Raw genomic sequence first — 21,035 nt, forward strand, 5'->3', positions numbered from 1 at the left:
TTACGGCAACCGAACGCGGGAATTCGTATCACTTGTGTTGGACGACAACGCGGATGCCGCGATCCGAATTGCGTCGGCCGGCCGCGCCACCGTGCGCGGAGCCGGCTCTTGCAGGCAGAAGTCTTTCGTTGCGGCTGACAAGCCCGGCATCGCATAGGTCCCGGCATCTTCCGGGATGGCGATTCGAACCGGTGCACCGCCACGGCTCACAGCCGGTTCCGGGGAGATCGCGGCCTCCCGGGCCAATGCGTCCATCGAAATCCTGACGCGGCCATGCTGGCTTGCCGATCGGTCAACGGCATCGGGCAGATCAGACGGCATCGGTGCCCCCGCAACTGTGACGTCCTCCAACATGCATTCTGCCAGGCGGATGCGAACCGGCGCGCTGTCGACCGCAGCCTCGCCATTGACATCCACCGCAAGCAAGCTGAGAGCAGCGTCCATCGTCTCGTCCAGATAGCGGACGGACAACGAGGCCAGATCGACGGTACCGCCGGGCAGCGCCTCGTCCGAGATCACCGAGATTCGGACCAGGGCGCTGCCGTCGCTCGGCGTACATGACAAGGTCACCGTTGCAGTTTCGGGCAGATCGGTCCCGGGCTCGACACCGAGCACACTCAGGCACGCGGCGTCGTAGCTGAGCTTGAACACGACCGACCGGACACCGCCCGCGCTCGTGAAGGACACCCCAAGGTTCCTCTCAAGGCGAGGCTTGCGCCGCTTGCCGGCTGCCAGCGCCGCACCATTCCGCACCAGCATGGCGGGTGCCACGAGTGCGGCGACGCCGTCGATCACCCGCGCCTCGGCCTCAGCGGCCGACGCGGCGGATGACGGCGAGGGTTGCGGCAAGGCCTCGCTGCGCTTGGCATTCCGCCCGTCGGCCGAGCCAGCCGGCGGCTGGCTTTCACCTTGCTGGCCCGGCGCACCAGGCACGCTTTCGTTCTGTTGCCGCTGATCGTTCGGCGAGCCGGCCGGCAGCGCTCCATAGCCCTCAGGACCTGTCTGTTCCAACTGCTGCAGATCTTTCAGCGTAAATGGCGACGCGCCGTTCAGCCAAGGCACGCGCGAAGGCTCGATCGGGCAATAGTTGAGGTGGTCGTCCCCCGGCTCGGGCAGCGGATCCAAGCTCTTGGTGTTGACGTTTCCGCCGCCCTGATGCGGAAGCCAGCCGCTGTAGGCGACGAATGTGTAATAGGGCAGCAGGTTCACGGGCGGCTGCCCCTGTGTTTCGCCCGTCCGGCCCTTGATTTCGGAGAACTGCGGAACGTCAACCTTGAACTCCCACGGGATCGTCATCACCGGCTGGCCGTCACGGCGAACCTCGCGCGCGACGCCGACCAGCGTCACCGTCACGGTCTCCATCGCCTTGCCGCCATGGCCGTCATCGATCACGACGTCGTAGAGCTGGGTCAACCGCTCTCCGGCGCGAAGGTTGGGCCACTGGCCGGTGATGCGATAGGTCCACTGGACCGCGCCTGCGCCGGTGCCGGTGCCGGTCGCATCGGTGACCATGCTGGCTTCGAGCGTGCCGACATAGGCGTTGGCATGATCGTGCGACTGCACGCTGACGACGTGCTTGTCGCGGAGATCGTGATCGCCGAAGGTCAGCAGCCCCGCCACGATGCCCTTGCCGTGATCGTCAGGTTCGATCCCGATCTCGACCTTGGGCGAACCAACCTGGATGGTGGGCTTGTCATTCGTCCCTGAGATCGTAACCGTCACGGTCTCGACCGCCTGCCCGCCATGGCCGTCAGCGACGGTCACGCTGTACTTCTGGATCAGAACCTGTCCGGTGGACAGATGATCGATTTCACCGTCGGCGACCGCGAAGTGCCAGCCGATCTCGCCGCTGCTCTTGTCATGCTTGAGGGTATCGAGGGTAAACAGGCCGACATAGCCGGTTCCCTGTGCGCCGAACGATGCGGAATGGAGGTCGCCGATATCGGCGTCGGTGAACAGGATCGCTCCCGAGCCGCTCTCGATTCCATTGGGATGCGCATCTTCGACCAGCGGCAGGCTCTGGGGTCGCGAGACGATGACCGGCGCTTCGTTCTGGCCGATGATCGTGATCGTGACCGTGGCGGTAGACCACGCGCCCGCGGCGTCCCTAACCACATAGTCGAACCTATCGGTCGTGGTGTCGCCGACCTTCAGACTGACGAAGGCACCATTAGGATCGTAGGTGAAGGTGCCATCGCCGTTGTCGATGACTTTGCCCTTCGTGGCATGGGCGGCGGTGTCGATGGCATAGCCATGGGTATCGCCGAGGTCAGGATCGACGAAGGATGCGGTCACCGTTTTGGCCGGCCCGTGCTCCTTCACGTCGGCGACGATGTCCTTCGCGACCGGCGCGTCATTCTCGCCCTTGACGGTGATCGTCACCGTGGCCGTCGAGCGCGCGCCGGCGGCGTCGGTCACCGTATAGCGGAAAGTATCCTGCGCGGTTTCTCCTGCTTTCAATCCGACAAACGCGCCGTTCGGGTCGTAGCTGAACGTGCCGTCGCCGTTATTGGAGACCTTGCCCCGGGTCGCATCGCTCGACACATCGATGCTGAAGCCGTGGGCGTCGCCGGAGTCCAGATCGATGAACGAGGCCAACACAGTCTTGGCCGGCCCGTGTTCCTGCACGTCGGCGACAACATCCTTCGCGACCGGTGCGTCGTTCTCACCCTTGATGGTGATGGTCACGATCGCGACCGATGACGCGCCGGCAGCGTCGATTACGGCGTACCTGAATTTGTCCTGTGCGATCTCTCCAGCCTTGAGACCTGCGAACGCACCACTGGGATCATAACTGAAGGTGCCGTCGCCGTTGTTCGTGACCTTGCCCTTGGTCGCGTCCGTCACCGTGTCGATCGTGAAGCCATGGGTGTCGCCGAGATCAAGATCCGTGAAGGACGCCGACACCGTCTTCGAAGGCCCGTGCTCCTGCACGTCGGCGGCAATGTCCTCCGCAACCGGCGCGTCGTTCTCGCCCTTGATGGTGATCGTCACCGTGGCGGTCGATGAAGCGCCGAAGCCGTCGATCACGGTGTACCGGAAGGTGTCCTGCGCCGTCTGCCCGGCCTTGAGCCCCTCAAACGCGCCGTTCGGATCGTAACCGAAGGTCCCGTCACCATGGTCAGTGACCGTGCCCTTCGTCGCCTTGGTGTCGATGGTGAAGTTTCCGACATCTCCGAGGTCCGGGTCCGTCCACGAGGACGTTACTGTCGCCGCCGGACCGTGCTCGTCCACGTTGGCGAAGATGTCCTTCGCCACGGGTGCGTCGTTCTCACCGGTGATGGTGATCGTCACCGTCGCCGTCGAGGACGCGCCCACCGCGTCGACCACTGTGTAGCGGAATGTATCCTGCGCGGTGGCTCCCGCCTTGAGGCCGACGAACGCGCCGTTCGGATCATAGCTGAAGGTGCCGTCGCCGTTGTTCGTGACCTTGCCTTTGGTCGCGTCCGTCGCCGTGTCGATCGTGAAGCCATGGGTGTCGCCGAGATCGGCATCACCGTACAGCGCAGCGACGGAGGTGGCCGGGCCGTGTTCCAGCACGTTGGCGGCGACGCCCTGCGCGACCGGGGCATGGTTCTCGCCGGCCGTGACGACGACGGTGACGATGGCAGTTGCTGAGGCGCCGGAGCCATCGACGACCGTGTAGCGGAACTTGTCGATCGCGGTGGCGCCTAGCGCCAGATTGAAGGCACCGTTGGGATCATAGCTGAAGGTGCCGTCGCCGTTGTTGGTGACCTTGCCCTTCGTGCCGTCGGTCGTGGTGTCGACGGTGAAGCTGTGGGTATCACCGATGTCCGCATCGGCGTAAGAGGCCGACACCGAAATCAACGGCCCGGCTTGCGATACGCCGGCGTTGACGTCGGCCGCCGCCGGAGCTTCGTTCTGACCCGTGATGGTGACCGTGACCACGGCGGTCGACGACGCGCCCGAAGCATCCTTGACGGTGTAGCGGAACTGATCGGTGGCCGTAGCGCCCTTCTTCAGCCCGTCGAACGCGCCGTTTGGATCATAGCTGAAGGTGCCGTCACCATTGTTGGTGACCTTGCCCTTGGTGGCGTCTGTCGCGGTATCGGTCGCGAAGCTGTGCGTATCGCCGGCATCGATGTCGATAAACGAGGCCGCGATCGCGACCGCAGGACCATGCTCTGCCGCATTGGCCGTCACCGCTTTCGCGGCCGGTGCCTGGTTTTCGCCGTGAATGGTGACGACCACCAGAGCGGTGGACGACGCCCCCGCCGCGTCGGTGACGGTGTAGCGGAACTGGTCGGTGGCAATCGCGCCGGCCTTCAGGCTGGCGAAGGCGCCGTTCGGATCGTAGCTGAACGTGCCATCACCATTGTCGGTGACCTTGCCCTTGGTGGCGTCGGCCGTGGTGTCGATTGCGAACGTATGGCCGTCATTGGCATCGGCATCGGTGAAAGCCGCCGTCACGGTCTTCGACGGGCCGGTCTCCTGCACGTCCGCCGCGATGTCCTGCGCGGCGGGCGCATGGTTGGCCCCGGGCGCGACGTTGACCGTGACTGAACTGTCGGATGCGCCGAAGCCGAGAAGATCGAAATACAGCGTCAGCGTGGTGCCGGCCGCGATCCCACTCAGATCCTTCTTCACCGTGATGAGCTGCGACAGCGAACCGCCGTCACCCGAGGCCGCGCGGCCAGAGACCGTGACGCCGGAGCCGAAGAATATCTGCCCGGACGACTGGATGTTGAGGAACGCGTCGGTGTTGGCGAGACCCGTCGCCGAACCGCCCACGGGGTTGCCGTTCTGGTCGAGCAACGCCACCTCGAACGCGTCGGGAGGATTGCCGGCGGCGTTTGCGAAGAGATGATCGGCCAGGAGCGTGAACTCGAGCGTGTCGACGCCGGCCGGGACGACGAAGCTTTCGGAGAGGCCGGACAGGGTCTGCGAATTCTCGGACAGGACCAACGTGCCGCCGTTGACGCTGGTTGTGCCGTGGCTGGTCCAGTTGGAGGGAAGCTGGGCGGCGACGAGATCCGAATGGTACGGGGAAAAGAGAATCTGCGCGACCTGCTGTTCGGTTAACGGCGGCAAGCCGGAGCTGGCATTACGGACAGACGCGATGATCTGTGCGTCGATCGCCGATGGCAGCCGGCGCTCCGATGGCGCCAACGCATCGGACATCAGATCGTTTGGATATTGATCGCTGTCGAGATGGTCGTCCTCCGGCGCACGCGTCAAACGGGCGGTGAATCCTGGTCCGGCGAAGATCTGTGAGCCGCCGACTAGCCCGACGTGCGAGGCGAAGCCAGGAATGTCGGGATTGAAGCCGAGCAAGTGCCCTTCTTCGTGCAGCAGAACGCTGAGCAGATCGTATTTGCCGGCCGCAGCCGAAGTCCCGGTTGCAAGGTGCGCTCGCGCGTCCAGGGTGGCGCCGAACTCGGAATTGTCCAGCGGGGTCGTGTCGATGAACCAACCCACGCCGGCCGCCGTTCGGCTGAGCACAATGGTGCCGGCCGTCGGCAGGCCATCAGCGCCAATAGCGTTGATACGCGCCTCGCCCAATTCGCCAGCGGGGAGATCCGCGAACACAACTGTAATGGCGGGATAGGTGTGGACCCCGAGGGCATCCTGCCAAATGGTTTGAGCGATATTTTCCATCGCCGCGAGATCGCTTTCGCTGACTGCGCCAGTGCCGCCGCTTCCTGCAGCAATGTCCGCAACAGTCGCGTCCAACAGGTGCTTCGCCCAGCCGAAACCTTCGTCCTGCCACGGCCACATCCTAAATGCTGAAACGCCTCTCGCCGCTCCCTTGTCCGCCGCAATATAGAAGACACTGGTTTCCGAATAGGTCGCGATGCCGCGCGAGGAGAATCCGATCACCGGACCCGGCGTATTGATCTTGGCGTATTTCTCGGGGCTGAGCGTACCTGCGAATTCGGCCAGAGCGTTGAAGTGGGAGCCATGCTGGATCGGCGATTGCAGCGTCGCCTGGACATCCTTGATGACGATATCGGCGCTGGCCTTGTTCAGTTTGGCATTGATGGCAGCAAGGATCTTGGCCTCTGTCTTGCTATCGAGGAACTCGCCGCCGACCGTACGGACGAAAGCGACGTCGAGATCCGACGTGGTCAACGCACCTCCTTGGCCTACTAGGAAGCCGAAGATCGATTTGGTCTTGATCGCCAGCGGCTTGGCGGGCAGGCCCAGATAGCTGCCAATCCTGGTTCCGAGGGCAGTCAGAGGATCCGCCGCGCGAATGCCGATTTCGACATTGAATTCCGCGGCCACCTCCAGGATGGCAGCTCGTTGCACAGCCGTGGCGCCAGTCATTGGCGCACGCTCCAGGCCTACTGTCTTCACCGTCTTGTTGACCGACCTGGCAACGGAGCCAGCCCCCTCGGTAAGAGCGCCGGAGGCTCCCGCGTGGAGGAGCACGTTGAGGCCGAGTTCGAGGAATGCGGCCGTCGGACCCTGCCAGGACGGACTTTCCGTAATCTTCGACGACAGAAATTGCGAGAGGGCTGCAAGCGGCAGCGGAACTTCGGTGTGGCTGACCATGCTGACAAGGCCGGTCGTGAACTCAGTCGAGGCCTGCGCGATACCAAGAAGTTGCGAGCCGCTCCAGGCAAGTTCGCCCGCTTCGCCGAGCGCGGCAACACCGATCTCCGGCAGGGCGAGCGGCGCTGTAATCATCAGCGCGAGCCCGTACTCGAACGGTCTCGTGGCGGCCTTACTTTCGTCTTCGGCCCGGACAACTCCCAGGATCTTTTCGTTCTCGCGGATAGTGATGGGCGCACCCTTCGCGAGCCCGTAACCCATCTGCCTGCCCAAATGGCTATCTGCAGCGAAACCGATCGACGCGCCGCCCTGCATCGGACCGTTCAGATAGTCCTCGTGCATTTCTTCAGCAGTTTTTCGGTGCTCCTGCAGCGGCCCGGAATTGCGCAGGTTTTCCCAGAACTGAGCATCGTCCGGCTGCGGCGTTCCTCCGACCGGCTCGGGAGCCGGAATTTCATCCTCGATGTTCCGGTGACCCGTCGGGTCGAGATAACGCAGCGGATTGTCGAAAGCGTAGATGTACCGGTTCATGCTCATCGGCTGATCTACCTGGCCGAGATAGCTGTCCTGGCTGATGAACATGCCCGTCAAAGAATCGTAGTAGCGGGCGCGGAAATATTGCAGTCCGGTCTCGAAATCGAGTTCCTGGCCGGTGAACTGCTTGGTGTTGTCCGAGGTGCCGGTCGCGAAGACGATCTGCCCCCACGCGTCAAATTCCTGGCTGACCTGCGTTGCTCCAGACTCATTGGTGAGTTCCGAGGGACTTCCGAGCGCGTCGACCATATAGAACTGGCTCGAGCGCACGCTTGTGCTCGCGTCGACATCCGTCATCGAGATCAGGTTGACGCCGTAATTGTACTTGCGCTCGGTCTTCCCACTGGAACCATCATATTCCTGCAGCGTCGCTCCGTCTGCGTAGAGATAGCGGGTCTCACCGGCCGCGGTCAGCTTTTTGACCCGCAGCCCGCGGGTGTCGTAGTCGAACTTGACGGGTCCGCCATTGATGGCCGCCGTCAATACCAGCTGGTCGAGGATGTTGTAATAATAGGGCGTGGTCACTCCGTTGACGGTCATGGCAACGCGATTGCCGTTGGCGTCGTACAGAAAGCTCGCGCTCTTGCGCGGATCGACGCTGTCGGTCACGCTGCGCACTTGGTTAGAGTTCGCATAGTAAGAATACGTCCGATCGACCGACTTGGTTGGATCCGTCGGATCCTTTCCTCTCTCGGTCAAGCGATTGCCGACATTGTCATACGTATAGGTCAGATTGCCGCCGTTGCCGTAGACGACCTGCGTCAGCCGGTCCAGGCCGTCGTAGGAATAAGTCGTGGTCCTTGCCGCGCCGCCGTCGATGTCGTGATGGACCTCGACCTGCGACTTGCGGTTTCCGTCCTTGTCGTAGGTGTAGGTGAAGCTGGAAATCAGATCGTCTGCCGACGGTGTCGTGCCCGCGATCACGCCGCTACCAGATTGACCAAAACCGATCCTGCGATTGACGACATGCAGTACACGGTTGTTGTTGTCGTACGAGTCGGCAAAGCCGTAATCCGCCACGGTGCCGTTCGGATAAACGACCAGCTTCAGCACACCATTGGCGTAATATTTGTAACGGGTCTCCCCGTCCTCGGTCGTCGCGACGCTCAAGCGATTGCGGTGATCGAACAGGTAGGTCGTCGTCAAATGATCGGCATCGGTCACCGACGCGCGGTTGCCCATTCTGTCATAAGTGTAAGCGATGCTCTTCCCGTCATTGACGTAGTTCGAGCCGACCAGACGATTGAGTTCGTCATAGCTGAAAAGGCTGACTTCGGTGACGCTTCCACTGCCGACGTGCTTGACCTCGGTCGAAGACGTCATGTTACCGTTGCCATCGTAAGCGTAGACGATCGAGAGCGGCTGGTAATCCAGTGACGGATTGACGGCGTTCGAGTAGGTCACTGTCTGAAGCCGGTCGAGGAAGTCATACACCATGTCGGTGCGCTGGCTTTCCGGATCGACCACAAGATTTTGGTTTCCATTGGCGTCATAGCCGTAGTGCCAATGTTGCCCGTCGGCCAGGAACGTGTCGGTCAGACGATTGAGGTCATCGTAGCGATTCTCGACCTTGTGGCCCGCCGCATCGGTCGCGAAGCGGAGATTGCGATCGGCGTCGTAGACGTATTCCGTCAGACCGCCGCCGCGGCTGGTCTCGTCGACCTCGATCAGCTTATTGAGCGCGTCGTATTTGTAACGGGTCACATGACCAGCGACGAGCGGATCCGTTTTGCTGGCGATGTTGCCGTTCTCGTCATAGGTATATCGTGTGGTCTCGTTATTACCGTTGGTGAGGCTGACCAACCGATAGCGCGCGTCGTAGGCGTAGATCGCCTCGGCCGTGACGCCGTTCGGCCCGGTATCGCTAATCGTCAGATCATCGGTCAGGCCGTCATAATCATAGGTCGTGGTCCCTTCGTCGTGGGTGCCTTGGGCCTCGATCATCATCCTGAGGCGATTGGCCCCGTCATAGCGGTACTCGGTCGTATTGCCATTGGCATCGGTCGAGAATCTAACATTGCCGACGCCGTCATACGTCTTCTCGGTCAAAACGATGTCTTGACTGCCGTAGCGTAAGCCGAGGCCGGGCGCGCTACGGGTTTCTCGGGTCAGGCGTCCAAACGAGTCGAATTGATCGATGGTCTCGGATCCGACTTCGTCGAATCGCCGATCCTGGATGATCATGCGGTTCAGAACGTCATCATAGATCTGCCTTGTCGTGGTGAGCGCGGGGCCGCCCGCGAACTGAGCGTCTTCCGTCAGGGCAAGCCGGTTGGCGTCGTCATAGGTAAATCGGGTCTCAAAGCCCTTTTTGTCGACCACGGACCGAAGATTGACGCCGTCATAAGTATACTTGACCGTGTTGTTGTCTGCATCGGTGATCAGGACGACGCGCCCGAGCGCGTCATATTGATACTTGGTGTCCTTCCCGTTCGGATCCGTCACGGTCTCGATGTTGTTCGCGTCGTCGTAACTCGTGTTGGTCACGGTCAGCGGCAGTCCGGGCGACGTTTGCCTAATGATCCGATTCAGACTGTCGTATTTCGACTCGAACGCGTTGCCGCGCTTGTCGACGTAACGAACTACGTTGTTGTCGCCGTCGTAGAAATATTGCTCGACGGGCGGACGTAGGTCGTCAGACGTGTGGACGTACTCCACCTTGATCTTCCGGTTGAGCCCGTCATACGTGTTTGTGACGTCGACGTCATTGTTCCAGGGATCGCGGGTGGTCGCCAGATTTCCGTTGCCATCGTAAGTGAAGCTGGTCGTCAGCGCGAGGCCTGTCGAATCGACGATCCGGCTGGCAACGCGACCGAGGCCGTCCATGTGCGTCTCGGTTTTGGAGCCGTTCGGATCCGTGACGACCGTCGTGCGGTTGGCGTAGTCGGCGTCGTAGACCGTCACGTACGCGTTGACGGCGCCCGTACCGCTGATCACGGTTTGCTCGATCTTGTGAGCCTGGTTGCGGCCGTCGTAATTGCCGTAAGTGACCTTGAGTCCGCTCTGCAGGTGAATTTCTGTCGCGAGCAAGCGGTTGGTGTAGGTGTAATCGATCTTGTTACCGACCGCATCGACCGCGGACTTCAGCGTATAATCCACGTTGTAGACGTATTTCGTTCCGTGCCCGTTGGCGTCGGACTGGAATATCTTGTTGCCGACGCGGTCGTACGCTGTTTTGACGGACGCGTGCCCGGTGCCGTACTGATCGGCCGAGACGTTGAAGGTCGCGGAGACCTGTCGATAAAGGCCGTCGTAAGCATAGGTGGTCCGGTTGCCGTTCAAATCGACATCCGAGATCTTGTTAATGGCGTCGTAGAAGTTTTTCAGGATGACGGTCGACGTCTGGTTTCCAGAAGGACCGCTCACAACTGTGACGGTCTTCAGGCGATTGAGGCCGTCATAGGTATATTCGTGGACAATGTTGGCAGCGTCGATATCGCGGCTGACATTGCCGTCTTCGTCATACGCATACTGCCATTGCAACGTCGTGCTGCCGCCGTCGGCCTGCGCAACATCTTTCATCGTCTTTCGGACGAGCCGGTTGCCCTTATCGTATTCGTAAGTCGTGGTCTGGCCAAGGCCGTCAGTGCTCGTTGCAATCAAACCGCCTGCATAATAGGTGTAGACGACCCGTTCCGCCCACTGAACCCCCGGATTAGCGGTGGTGTGCAGACGGTCATCATAGGTGGTCTGGCTGAGCAGGCGATTCAGCGCATCGTACTCGTTGTGCACACGATGACCGCTGGTGTCGCTTTCGTCGGTGAGCCGACCGCGGACATCGTACACGCGGGTCGTCACGACCCCCCCGGCGTCCTGGATCTGCGTTGCAAATCCGAATGCGTTATAAGCGAGAAACGTTGTCGTATGTTGCTGCGCGTCGGTCGTCTTGAGCAGGTCGCCCGGGCCGAAATTCGCACTGAACGTGTTGGCCGGTGAATATTCGTTCGTGATTAGCGCGCCCACGGCATCCGAGCCCAGAATCGTATTGCCGTAGTCGTCAAACTTGTAGCTCGTGGTATTTTTCTCGGCGTCGGTGACGCTCTGCAACTTGTTGAATTTCGGATCGAAGGTTTTGAGAACGACGATTTCCGACACCGCATTGCCGGCGCCGTCCGTCACATCTTCCATGCCACCGTCGAACGACGTCGTGATTTTTATAGCATTGCCCAGTTCGTCGTAGACGTAGGAAATCGTCTGGCCGTCAGCATCGGTCACCGACACAAGCTCGACGTCCTTGCCGTTCTTCCCGGAGCCTTGGAAGGCTTCCGGGTGAGGTGTCTGCGGCGTCGCCCAAACCATCGTGGTGGTGCGCCCTCCCGGGGCGTCGATCTTGACGGTCGCGCCATAGGCGTTGAGCGTGTAGATGGTGTCGGCCACTCCGGGGCGCGGATCAGACACGGTCCGGGTCTGGCCAGAAAAGTCATACTTGAAGGCGGTCACCGATTCTTCTGAACGGCCGGTCTCGCCGCCCGGCGCATGCACCTCCATAATGCGCTCGCCCTCGAGGTTCATGCGCTTGAAGTAGGCATTGATGCGCGGATCGGTGCCTGTCGTGGGCAATGCGCCGGCATCGTCGGAGACCTGCGGGTAGTAGACGTAGGTCGTTGTCTGCGTGCCCCCGTCCGTGCCGTTGCCGGGAGCCGTGTGCGTGAGCATGTTGTGGCTCAGGCGATCATCGCCGGGCGTATATGTATAGGTCTCGGTCCGCGTGTCGCTGCCGTCCGGCTGCGTGCCATATTGCGTGACGCTGGTCAGATTACCGAAGCCGTCGTCGTAATGGTACTGGATGTCAAGACCCAGCAGATCATGATGGGGGCTGATCGTGTCATAGCCCTTCAGTTCGACGATACGCTTGTCGCCGAAGATGGTGGCATAGGTGAATAGCAAGGCTCGCCCGGCCCCGTCCTTGACGACGTCGAGGGTTGTTGAATCGTCATCGAGCTTGCTCTTGAGCTCGTCACTCAGGCCGAAATGCGGGTCCACCGGCTGGCTTTTCGAATAGTACAGATCGATCCGGTTGCCGTTCGGATCGGTGATCGACCGAAGCGTGTAGACCTTGTTGTAGGGCTGGAGATTCGGCTCCAGCTCGAAGTGGTAGCGGACGTGCGCCGTAGTGTAGAAATCGAACGCTGCCTTCGCAGTGTCCAGTTGCACCAGCGTGGAGTGGAAGCCGGGCTGCGGATCGAAGAACAGGGCGGTCGCCGCCAGTTCGTCCGGAACGCCGAACGCCGCGGCGCGGGTCGCATCGGTGTGACCGTTCGGATCGAAGGTGTTACCGGTTGCGTCGCCGCCCACGACCGTCAGATAGCCCTTGTCGTCCTCGACGAGCCTCACGTTATAGGTTTCGGTCCATCCGGCGCCAAGCGGACCATCGCTTGAATCACCTTGGCTGGTATAGATGCGATTGAACTGAAGCGGCAGACCACGGCCCGGCAGGTTCACGTCCGGGCTCGACACCACAAGATGGCCGTCCCACAGATCGACGCCTTCGACGATCGTGTGTCCCACCGGCATCGCCTGATTGATGTCCAGCTCGTTTTTCAGCTTGCCGGCAGCGACCCCGACCTTGGGCGTGCTGCCCACGAAATCTGCGGTCGGATTCAGGGCCGTCGATGCGGGAACCGCCGTCGCGGTCAACACGTAATTGTGGGTCTTGAGGTTGGGAGCGAGACTGTCGACCGGATTGATCAGGTAGTGATAGACGCCCGGCAAAAGCGTGACGTCCTTGAACGTCGCGACCGGATGCGACGGATCGAGTGCGTTGCCGACATTGGTCGCCACTTTGCCATCGATGGTCAGCGTCACCTTCGAAATGATGTCCAAAGAAAAGATGAAATCGGCATTTTCGGCGACGACGTTGCCGTTGAGCTGGTCAACGCGCGTGGCGGGGATCGAAAGGTCGATGGCTGGGGTGAGATTGAGGCCGGGCAGTAAGCTCTTGTTGCCGGCGGCGGCATCCGCGACACGCTGGTAAACGGTCAACTGCGGCGTCGGGCTATGCATCACGGCGATCCCGGCCGGCCGCCCACCTGTCACGACCGGCGCGCGCGTGCTGCCGGCGGGCGTCCCGAAAATCTGCAGGCCGTTCTCGACATGCAGCAAATAGTCAGCCCTGATGTCGATCAGCGGATTTTCCTGACGCGTGTTTGCACTGCTCAACGGCAGATCGTCGATTGCGACCTTGCGTAGCAGCGAGCCCGATGGATTCGCCGCCAGGCTGCTTTGGACCTGCTGCAGCATCGCCTTAGCATCGAACACGAGCACACCGCCGGTTCCGCCCTGTGCCGGCAGGCCTTGATACGTCACGTAGAGATATTGCCCGTCGTCGGAGAGCGCCAAGTCGGTCGGATAGCCGAATGGGATCGGCCTGGTCGCGGCGATCAGCTGCGGATTGGGCCCAAGCGGATCCTTGATGATGCCGACATTGCCATCCATGTAGAGCGGGCTGGCCGTCTGATCGAGATAGCCGCTCACGCCTGTCGCGTTGAGACCGATGCCATTATAGCCGCCCCCGAAAACGGTATTGACCTCGTCCGCACGCCCGGTAACGAACGCATAGCTGCCGTCCGGCGTGAAGACGAGGCCGCCGGCGTTGTGCACCGATAGCTGCGGGTTGCCCTGGGTGGCGAGCTTGTCGAGATCCAGCGGGATGGTTTGTTTGGTGCCGGTCGATGGGTTGGTGACCATGACACCTCCGACGTCGGTGCCGGAATTGGTGAAGGCGACCTGCCCGCTCGGCGCGACCGTGACGCCATTGGTGCCGCGGGCACCTGGAATGACCTTTGCGGTCGGCGCGAAGCCCTTGGCGAAGGTCTGGGTAAGATCGATGTCGATCAGGCTGCCCGGCAGATCACTCCACGCATGCGGACCGTTCGGATCCGGATTCTCATTCGGCGCCGTAGCATAGACATGCAGTCCGTCCTTCGACACTGAGAGATTGCGGAAGCCCGACGGCGCGATGGAATTTTGCGCGTAAATGTCCTGGTTCGCCTGGTCGATGCCCGATAGCGCAACGCTGCCAACCGCGATGTTGCGAATGACGCGATTGTACGTTGGCGAGGTCGGATCGATATCGATCTGGAAGATATAGGACGAAGCGACGCCCTGGATCAGATACGGGTTGTGGGCCGCGACATAGGCAAACTTGCCGTCGGGGGAAATGGCGATGCCATAGGGCTGCGCCCCGAACGGCATTCGGATTTCCTTATAGGTCGGGTTGGCTTCGAGATCCACGTAGAGCGAGGCGTCGACAAAGGTATTCCCGTTCTTGTCCTCGGCCGTCAGCATCACCTTGTAGAAACCCGACTTGAACGCGGTCGGGTTGAGCGTGGCCAGCACCCCGCTTGAAACCTGCTTTGCGGTGTCGGCCGACGGCGGCACGTCGAGGATGTCGCCGTTGTCGAGCGAGATGAGCTGAAGCTTCCAGGTCGCGAGATTGTTGATGTTGACCGTTCCGCGAATCTCGGTGGGATTGGTCAGGACGGCGTTGTCCAGCTGAGGGTCCACCGCGACGCCGTTCGGCGCCGCGATGACGTGCTGGGTGATTTTCAGGGGATTGCGGTCGCCGGTGACGTCGATCTCCTGAAGTGAGACTGTGTCGACCACGGCGACGCGGCCCGATCCGAGCAGCGTGACATAGGCGCGCGTATTGTCAGGCGTGACTGCGACGTCGCGGGGATATGGAATATCGGCCGGCGTTTCCAGTGAAATCCGAGCGACGATATCGCCGATCGTCGAGGGATGCGTCGGATCGCCATTGAGGACCACCAAATCGCCTTCCAGCGCGGTCTTCTGGACGTCGTAGCCCCCCACCTTCACCGTGACGGTCGAGTATTTCGCTTCCGGAGCGGCTACGAACACATACGTGCCATTCGGGTTGATCTTCGCCACGTTGCTGACGAGATCGCGTTTGTCCTGCTCGACGTGACCGTTCCTGAAGACGGGCGCCTTGTCCGTGCGTGTCACTGTGATCTGAGCCAGACCGAGCGCAATCGTATTGGGAACCGCGATGTGGAGCTCGTTGCTGGCCGGGACGACGACTGACGTCGGGCGTCCGTCTGGCATCGTGAACGTGACGAGGAAATCCGGCGAGGCCTGGTTCTGCGAAACGAACTGGCCTGCCAACACGATCTCGGCATGTGTCGACGCGCCAGTCGAATCGCCGGGATTGGTCACGAACGCGACTTTGGCACCGGTGATCTTCGGGGCGTCCGGATCAAGTGTCGGCGGCGGCAGGAATCGTGTCTGGAAGGTGCTGACCTTGCCGGGATCGACCTGAAAGTTGGCGCTGGTTGTGACCGGAAGCGTATCGGGCGTGAGAAGCTGGATCGCAAACGGCTGCGGCTGTGGCGACGACGGGACGGCCAGCGTGGCAAGTACATCGCCGGTCCCCGATGAGAACGCGCCCATGTAACCGCCATTGCCGCCACCATTGACCGCGACGGTGAACGCCGTTCGGCTGGCAAGCGCTTGCTGGAGCTGCACTGTGCCAAGGTTGGAATCGCCGTAGCCGACCATGTACAGCGACTTACCATTGACGCCGTTGTACGGTGGGGAATTCGTGTGAGCATAGCCGTCGGCGCCGACGACGCCGTTCTCAACCTGCCACCAGATCGGGCGTGTTGTGCCATCGTCATTGAGATAGTCGCCGGCCTGGAAGAAATAGACCTTGGTTCCTGCCGCCACGGAGGGATCGACCTTGATGGCGAGTTGAACCGGGACATTCAGCGGCTTGGGGCCGAGATCGAGATTGAACGCAGCGGCGTAGTGGAAGCCGTCAGGCACCGCCTGCGGCAGGCTCGCCTGACTTGCGGGCGAGATACTGATTGTTGTGCCGGTGGCGAGCACGCCGGGTGGCACCGCAACGGTCGAGCCGTCGCTGCCCTGCACGACGGCACCGTCGGCCCCGACCGTTACGTTGCCTGCCTGCGGCACCTGGACCTTGACGGGCACCACGACTTCGGCTGCGCCGTTGATGATGGTGACCGTCACCGTCCCCGGCGCAATGGCCGTCATCAAACCGTCGGCGCTGATCGAGACAACGCCGGGCTTGCTGACAAAATAGCGTGTGCCGGTCGAACCCGCAGACAAATCCGTGGCTAGCAGTTGGTCACTGCCTGGATGAACGTCGAATTGGCGCGTACCGCCATTGGCGTTGAGCGTCACTGCAAGCGGATAAAGGTCGATGCCTTCATTATAGAGACGTTGTCCGAGCACGGTGGCGGGCACCCCGACGGTGACGGCCGTGGCGCCGGTGACGCCATGGCTCGTCGCCAGCAAAACGGTCGTGCCATTGTGGAGCGCGGTCACTTGGCCCGAGGCTGCAGAGACCGACGCCACCGACGGGTCCAGCGTCTGCAGCGACACATAGGATGCCGGCAGCAGCACGCCCTGCTGGTCCTCGAAGTCGCCGAACAGCACCATGGTCTGGCTGCCACCCTGGCCAAGACGTGGCGCACGGTTCTGAAAATCGATCTTGACCAGGGCCGCGGAGCTCACGTCCACCGCCACGGTTCCGACCGACGATCTGTTGAACCCGTCGTCCGCCTGGAATTCGAAATCGGCATGGCCCAGGAAGCCCAGCCCCGGGATGAAGGTCACGGTGTGACCATCCGGGTTCAGTGTTGCCGTTCCGCTGTGCGACGTGACCAACTTGAAATAGAGCGGATCGCCTTCCGGGTCGTTCGATATCGCATTCAGATCGATCGTGAGCGGGAGATCGACATGGGTGAGGACCTGTTTGTCCTGCACCGAGGGCGGCGGCGCGGCGAGGAATCCGTAATTGTTGCCGAGAAGCTGCGCATCCGCGGCATCGACAACGCCGTCGCGATTGGCGTCGGCACCGATGAGATAGCCACCCTGCCCCGCCGATCTGCCGAATGCCTGATTGAGCAGAGCGCTGTCGACACCGTCGACCGACCCATCCTCGTTGGCGTCTCCGACAACAAAAAGCCGGACATTGTAGTCTCCCGAGGTCGCGGCGCTCGAGCCCCTGACCCTGAGCAGATCGAGCCCATCACGGCCGATCGCGAAGACGGCCAGCGATGTCCTATCGCCACTGCGCGAAACCAGCGGCGTGAGGCCATGGATCGCAGCGACGCCGGGCTGGAAGCCGCTGCCATTCGCCGCCGTAATCTCAACGCCGATCAAGACCTGGTCCGTCGGCGTCGAGCGCAGCTCGGAAGGTCGGAGATTGAAGCTGAGGTAGTCGGTTGTACCCGCCGCCAGCGACCCCTGATAGACGCTCGTGCCGAAGCCGCTGGGACCGTGAAGATCGGCGGCAAGCGGCACAACCTGCGCCGCTGTACCGTAATTGATGACGCTACCGGCGGATCCCGTCGGCGATGTCGTCACGACCAGTAGATGCTGATGTTCCAGGTCATAGCCGTAGCGGCTGCTCAAGCCCGTATTGGTGTCATGCGCGGAAACGAGGTTTCCGTCCGTATCGTAGCTGTAAACGACGCGTGTGCCGTCAGGGCCGATGATCGCGGAAATCCGGCCCGCGGCGTCTCTGGTGAACTGGACGGCATCGCCGTTCGAGCTGGTAATGCCGCTGTCGCTGAAATGCAGAACGTTGCCGCCAGGCAGGATTTCGTCGAGCACGCCATGGACGGTGCTGAGGTGGTAGACGGTCCCGTCCTGGGCTTTCAACGTGTAGTCGGCCGCACCGAATGCCCCGTTGGTGGGATTGTAGGGCCGCGCGGTCTGCAGCTCGTAATAGCCGTTGGGCCCCTTGCTGAGCGGAACTGACGAGGATTCTAGCTGATATGTCACGCCGGAATCGGCCGTGAATTTCGCCGTGTAATAGGTGACGCCGAGCTGGACGTGTTTCTCCGGCGTAAAAGTGAAGCCGGCGCGTTGTCCGTCCGGCAAGGTCAGATAGACGCGTGTGCCGTCGACGAAGGGATTGTAGATGCCGAGGCTCTCGCGTCCCGTCGGGGGGATGCTGGTCTGGATTTGCGGGTCGAGATTGGCGAGGCGCCAGCCATAGCCCAGTGATCCCTGGATAGCCTGGTCCGTAGAGGCATAGGAGCGCACCAGATCGACAGTCGTGCCGCCCAGAACCACCGACAGATCCGTGAAATTCTGGACATAAGCCGACGGCTTGGATGGCGTATCGGCTTCGACAATGATCTGCGCCACGCTGCTGCGACCGCTTACATCGGTCGCCGTCAATCGAAGCTGGTAGGCGCCATTGCGCAGCAGGGCCGGATCGAACCGGGCGATGGTGCCAGCGACCGTCGTGTTGCCGCTGGCGATGGTCGTGAAGTCGCTCGACCCGACAAGGGCCCGCTCCAGCACCCAATTGTCCAGTTTGGTGTCGCTGATCGTGGCCTGGAGATCGACCGCCGCCGCGAGCAGCGCATGATTGGCGATATTGTCGAACGACACCACAGGCGGCGCGTGGTCGTTCGGATCTCGTACCTTCAACATGGTCTGGGCGTGGCCAGTCCGACCATCGACGTCGGTCGCAGCGGCCTCAACGGCGAACACGCCGGGCGTCTGCGGCGTGTAGCTCGCACGACCGTGACTGTCGAGCATCAGGGCTTGGCCGTTCACGGACAAGGCTAGGCCACTGATCGGAGCTGCGCCCGTCGCGGCGACGTGCAGCAGGACGGGCGAGCCGGGCACGCCGGGGAAGCTGGGCGTGATCTCCACGATCACCTGTGGCAGCGCCGCATTCAGCGTGGCATGCAGCGTCGCGACCCGCGATGTGCTCAATTCGCCGTCTGTCACCGTGTACTTGATCGCGTAGTCGCCGGTCTGCGTCGGTCCCGGCGTCCAGGTCAGAACCCCGGTCTGCGCATTCAGCGTTGCTCCTTCGGGCAGGCCGAGCGCAGAGAATGCAAGCTGCGCGTTGAGATCGGGATCACTGGCGATGAGCTGCAGGCTGAAGCGTTGCCCGACGACCACGCCATGGTCGTCGACCTCCAAAGAAGGAGCACGATCAACATTGTCGATGTGGATATTGGCCGTCAGCATGTCGCTGAGCCCGCTGGGGTCCATGACCCCGAACTTGACGGCGTAGTCTCCCGCCTGTTCGAAACCGGGCGTCCAGATCAACTGCGCAGTCGCCGCGTCGAACCTGGCGCCTGTCGGCAGGCCCGAGAGCACACTGTAGGTCAACGGGTCGTCGTTGGGATCTGCCGCCGAGATGGCGAACTGCAGCTTGGTGCCTTCGCGGCCGGATTGCTGCTGCAGCGGGATGAAGTGCGGCGCCTCGTTGGAGGCCGTGACGGTCATGGCGATGGTCCGCGTCGTCGTCAAGCTGCCGTCGGTGGCGGACAACACGATACCGTTGTACTGGCCGACCTGGACCAGGCCGGGGGTCCAGGTCAGCACGCCCGAAACGGTGTCGATCTTCGCGCCGACCGGAAGGTTGGAGGCCGAGTAAGTGACGGCATCGCCGTCGGGATCGACAGCCCGCAGTGGCACGCTCAGTGTCTGGCCGCTCGCAATCGTCTGATCGCCGGCAGACACCCACACCGGCGCCTGGTTGCTGGCACGCACCGTAAGTGTGAACAGCTGATGGTCGCCGAGCACATTGGCGGGATCGCCGTTGCCGCTGTCTTTGACCGAGACGAGGATGTTGTATTTGCCGACGTCCGCGCTGGTCGGGGTCCAGGTCAGGACCTTCTGTCCGTAGACACCATTCGACGAAAGTACGGCGCCCGGCGGCAGGCCGGTCGCGCCGAAGGTCAAGGGATCCTGGTCTGCATCGGTCGCTTTGATGACGAGTTGGAACGGCTGGCCGACAACGGCGACCTTGTCTCCGATGGGCACGATATGCGGCGGGCGATCTGGCGCATTCACGGTGACGACGAAGGACTGGGTGTTGGACAGCGCAGCGTTGGCGCCGTTCCCGTCGCCATCGTCGGTGGCCGTGAGGAAGATCGTGTAATTGCCGCGATCATCGGCGGTGGGTGTGAAGGTGAACGTGCCCGTACCGTCGCCGTTGTCGACGAACTTTCCAAACGCAGGCAGGCCGAGCATCGTCAGCTTGAGCGGATCACCGTCGGCATCGACCGCCGAAACCGGGACATTCAGCGTCCCATCGTGATCGACGCTCTGGTTCGCCACAAGAGCGACCTGCGGAACGCGGTTGACGTTGAGGATGTTGAGCTTGACCTGCTGCGTCGTGACCTTGGCCTGCCCGGTTCCGTCGCCATTGTCGGTCGCCGTCACCGTCACGACATGCTGCCCGGCATCGCCGAAGCCGGGGGTCCAGCTGAAGATCAGCGTATCGGGATCGAAGGTCGCGCCTTGCGGCATGCCGGCGAGCGAATAGCTGACGGTCGGAATGCTGAGGTCGCCGTAGGCGAGTGTCCCGTCTGCCGCACGATCCGGCGGCGTGAAGCTCGGATTATCGGGATCCGACGCCTGAACACGGAACTGGATCTTCTGCCCTTCCGGACCCTGGAAGGTGTCGAGATTCTGGAACACCGGCGCCGCGTTGACGTTCTGCACCGCGACCGTTGCGGTCTGGGTGGTGCTCGCATTCCCGTTGCTGACCGTGAACGGGATGAAGTAGACGCCGTGCTGGGTGTAATCGGGCGTCCAGGTGAAGACGCCGGTCTTTGAGTCCAGGAAGCCGCCGGGCGGCAGCAGGTTGCTCGAATAGGTCAACGGCAATCCGTCGATATCGGTTGCCTGGAGTGCGATACGGACCTGCTCGCCTTCGTTGGCAATGAAATTGGCGGGTTTGATCAATTTCGGCGGTTGCGGCGTCGGCGCGATCACGATGGTGGTGACCTGGCCGACCTCGCGAATGCCGTCGCTGACGACAAACGTCACGTTTGTATAAGTACCCGCCGAATGGAAATCCGTCGTCCAGATCAGCGCATGCTGCTGTGCGTCGAACGTCGCTCCCGGTGGCAGATTGTTGGCCCAATAGATCAGCTTGTCATTGTCGGGGTCGGTTGCCTGCACCACGATCTTGAGCAAGTCGCCTTCCTTGCCGTCGACCTCGGCAGGAATCGTGG

The 21,035-nt window shown here is 61.9% G+C and carries 1 protein-coding gene (cut by a window edge); it reads right to left on the reverse strand.

All coding sequences use genetic code 11. From position 1 onward, the window contains the following. A protein-coding gene (locus JQ580_RS20535) for a tandem-95 repeat protein (protein WP_212282032.1) crosses the window boundary here: on the reverse strand, positions 1 to 21,035 show its 3' portion. 20,152 nt of this gene lie beyond the right edge of the window; only the last 21,035 of its 41,187 coding nucleotides appear in the window; its start codon lies beyond the right edge, outside the window — the gene reads right to left on this strand; the stop codon is at positions 1 to 3.

The organism is Bradyrhizobium sp. SZCCT0148, from assembly GCF_018129985.1.
Lineage (GTDB): Bacteria > Pseudomonadota > Alphaproteobacteria > Rhizobiales > Xanthobacteraceae > Bradyrhizobium > Bradyrhizobium japonicum_H.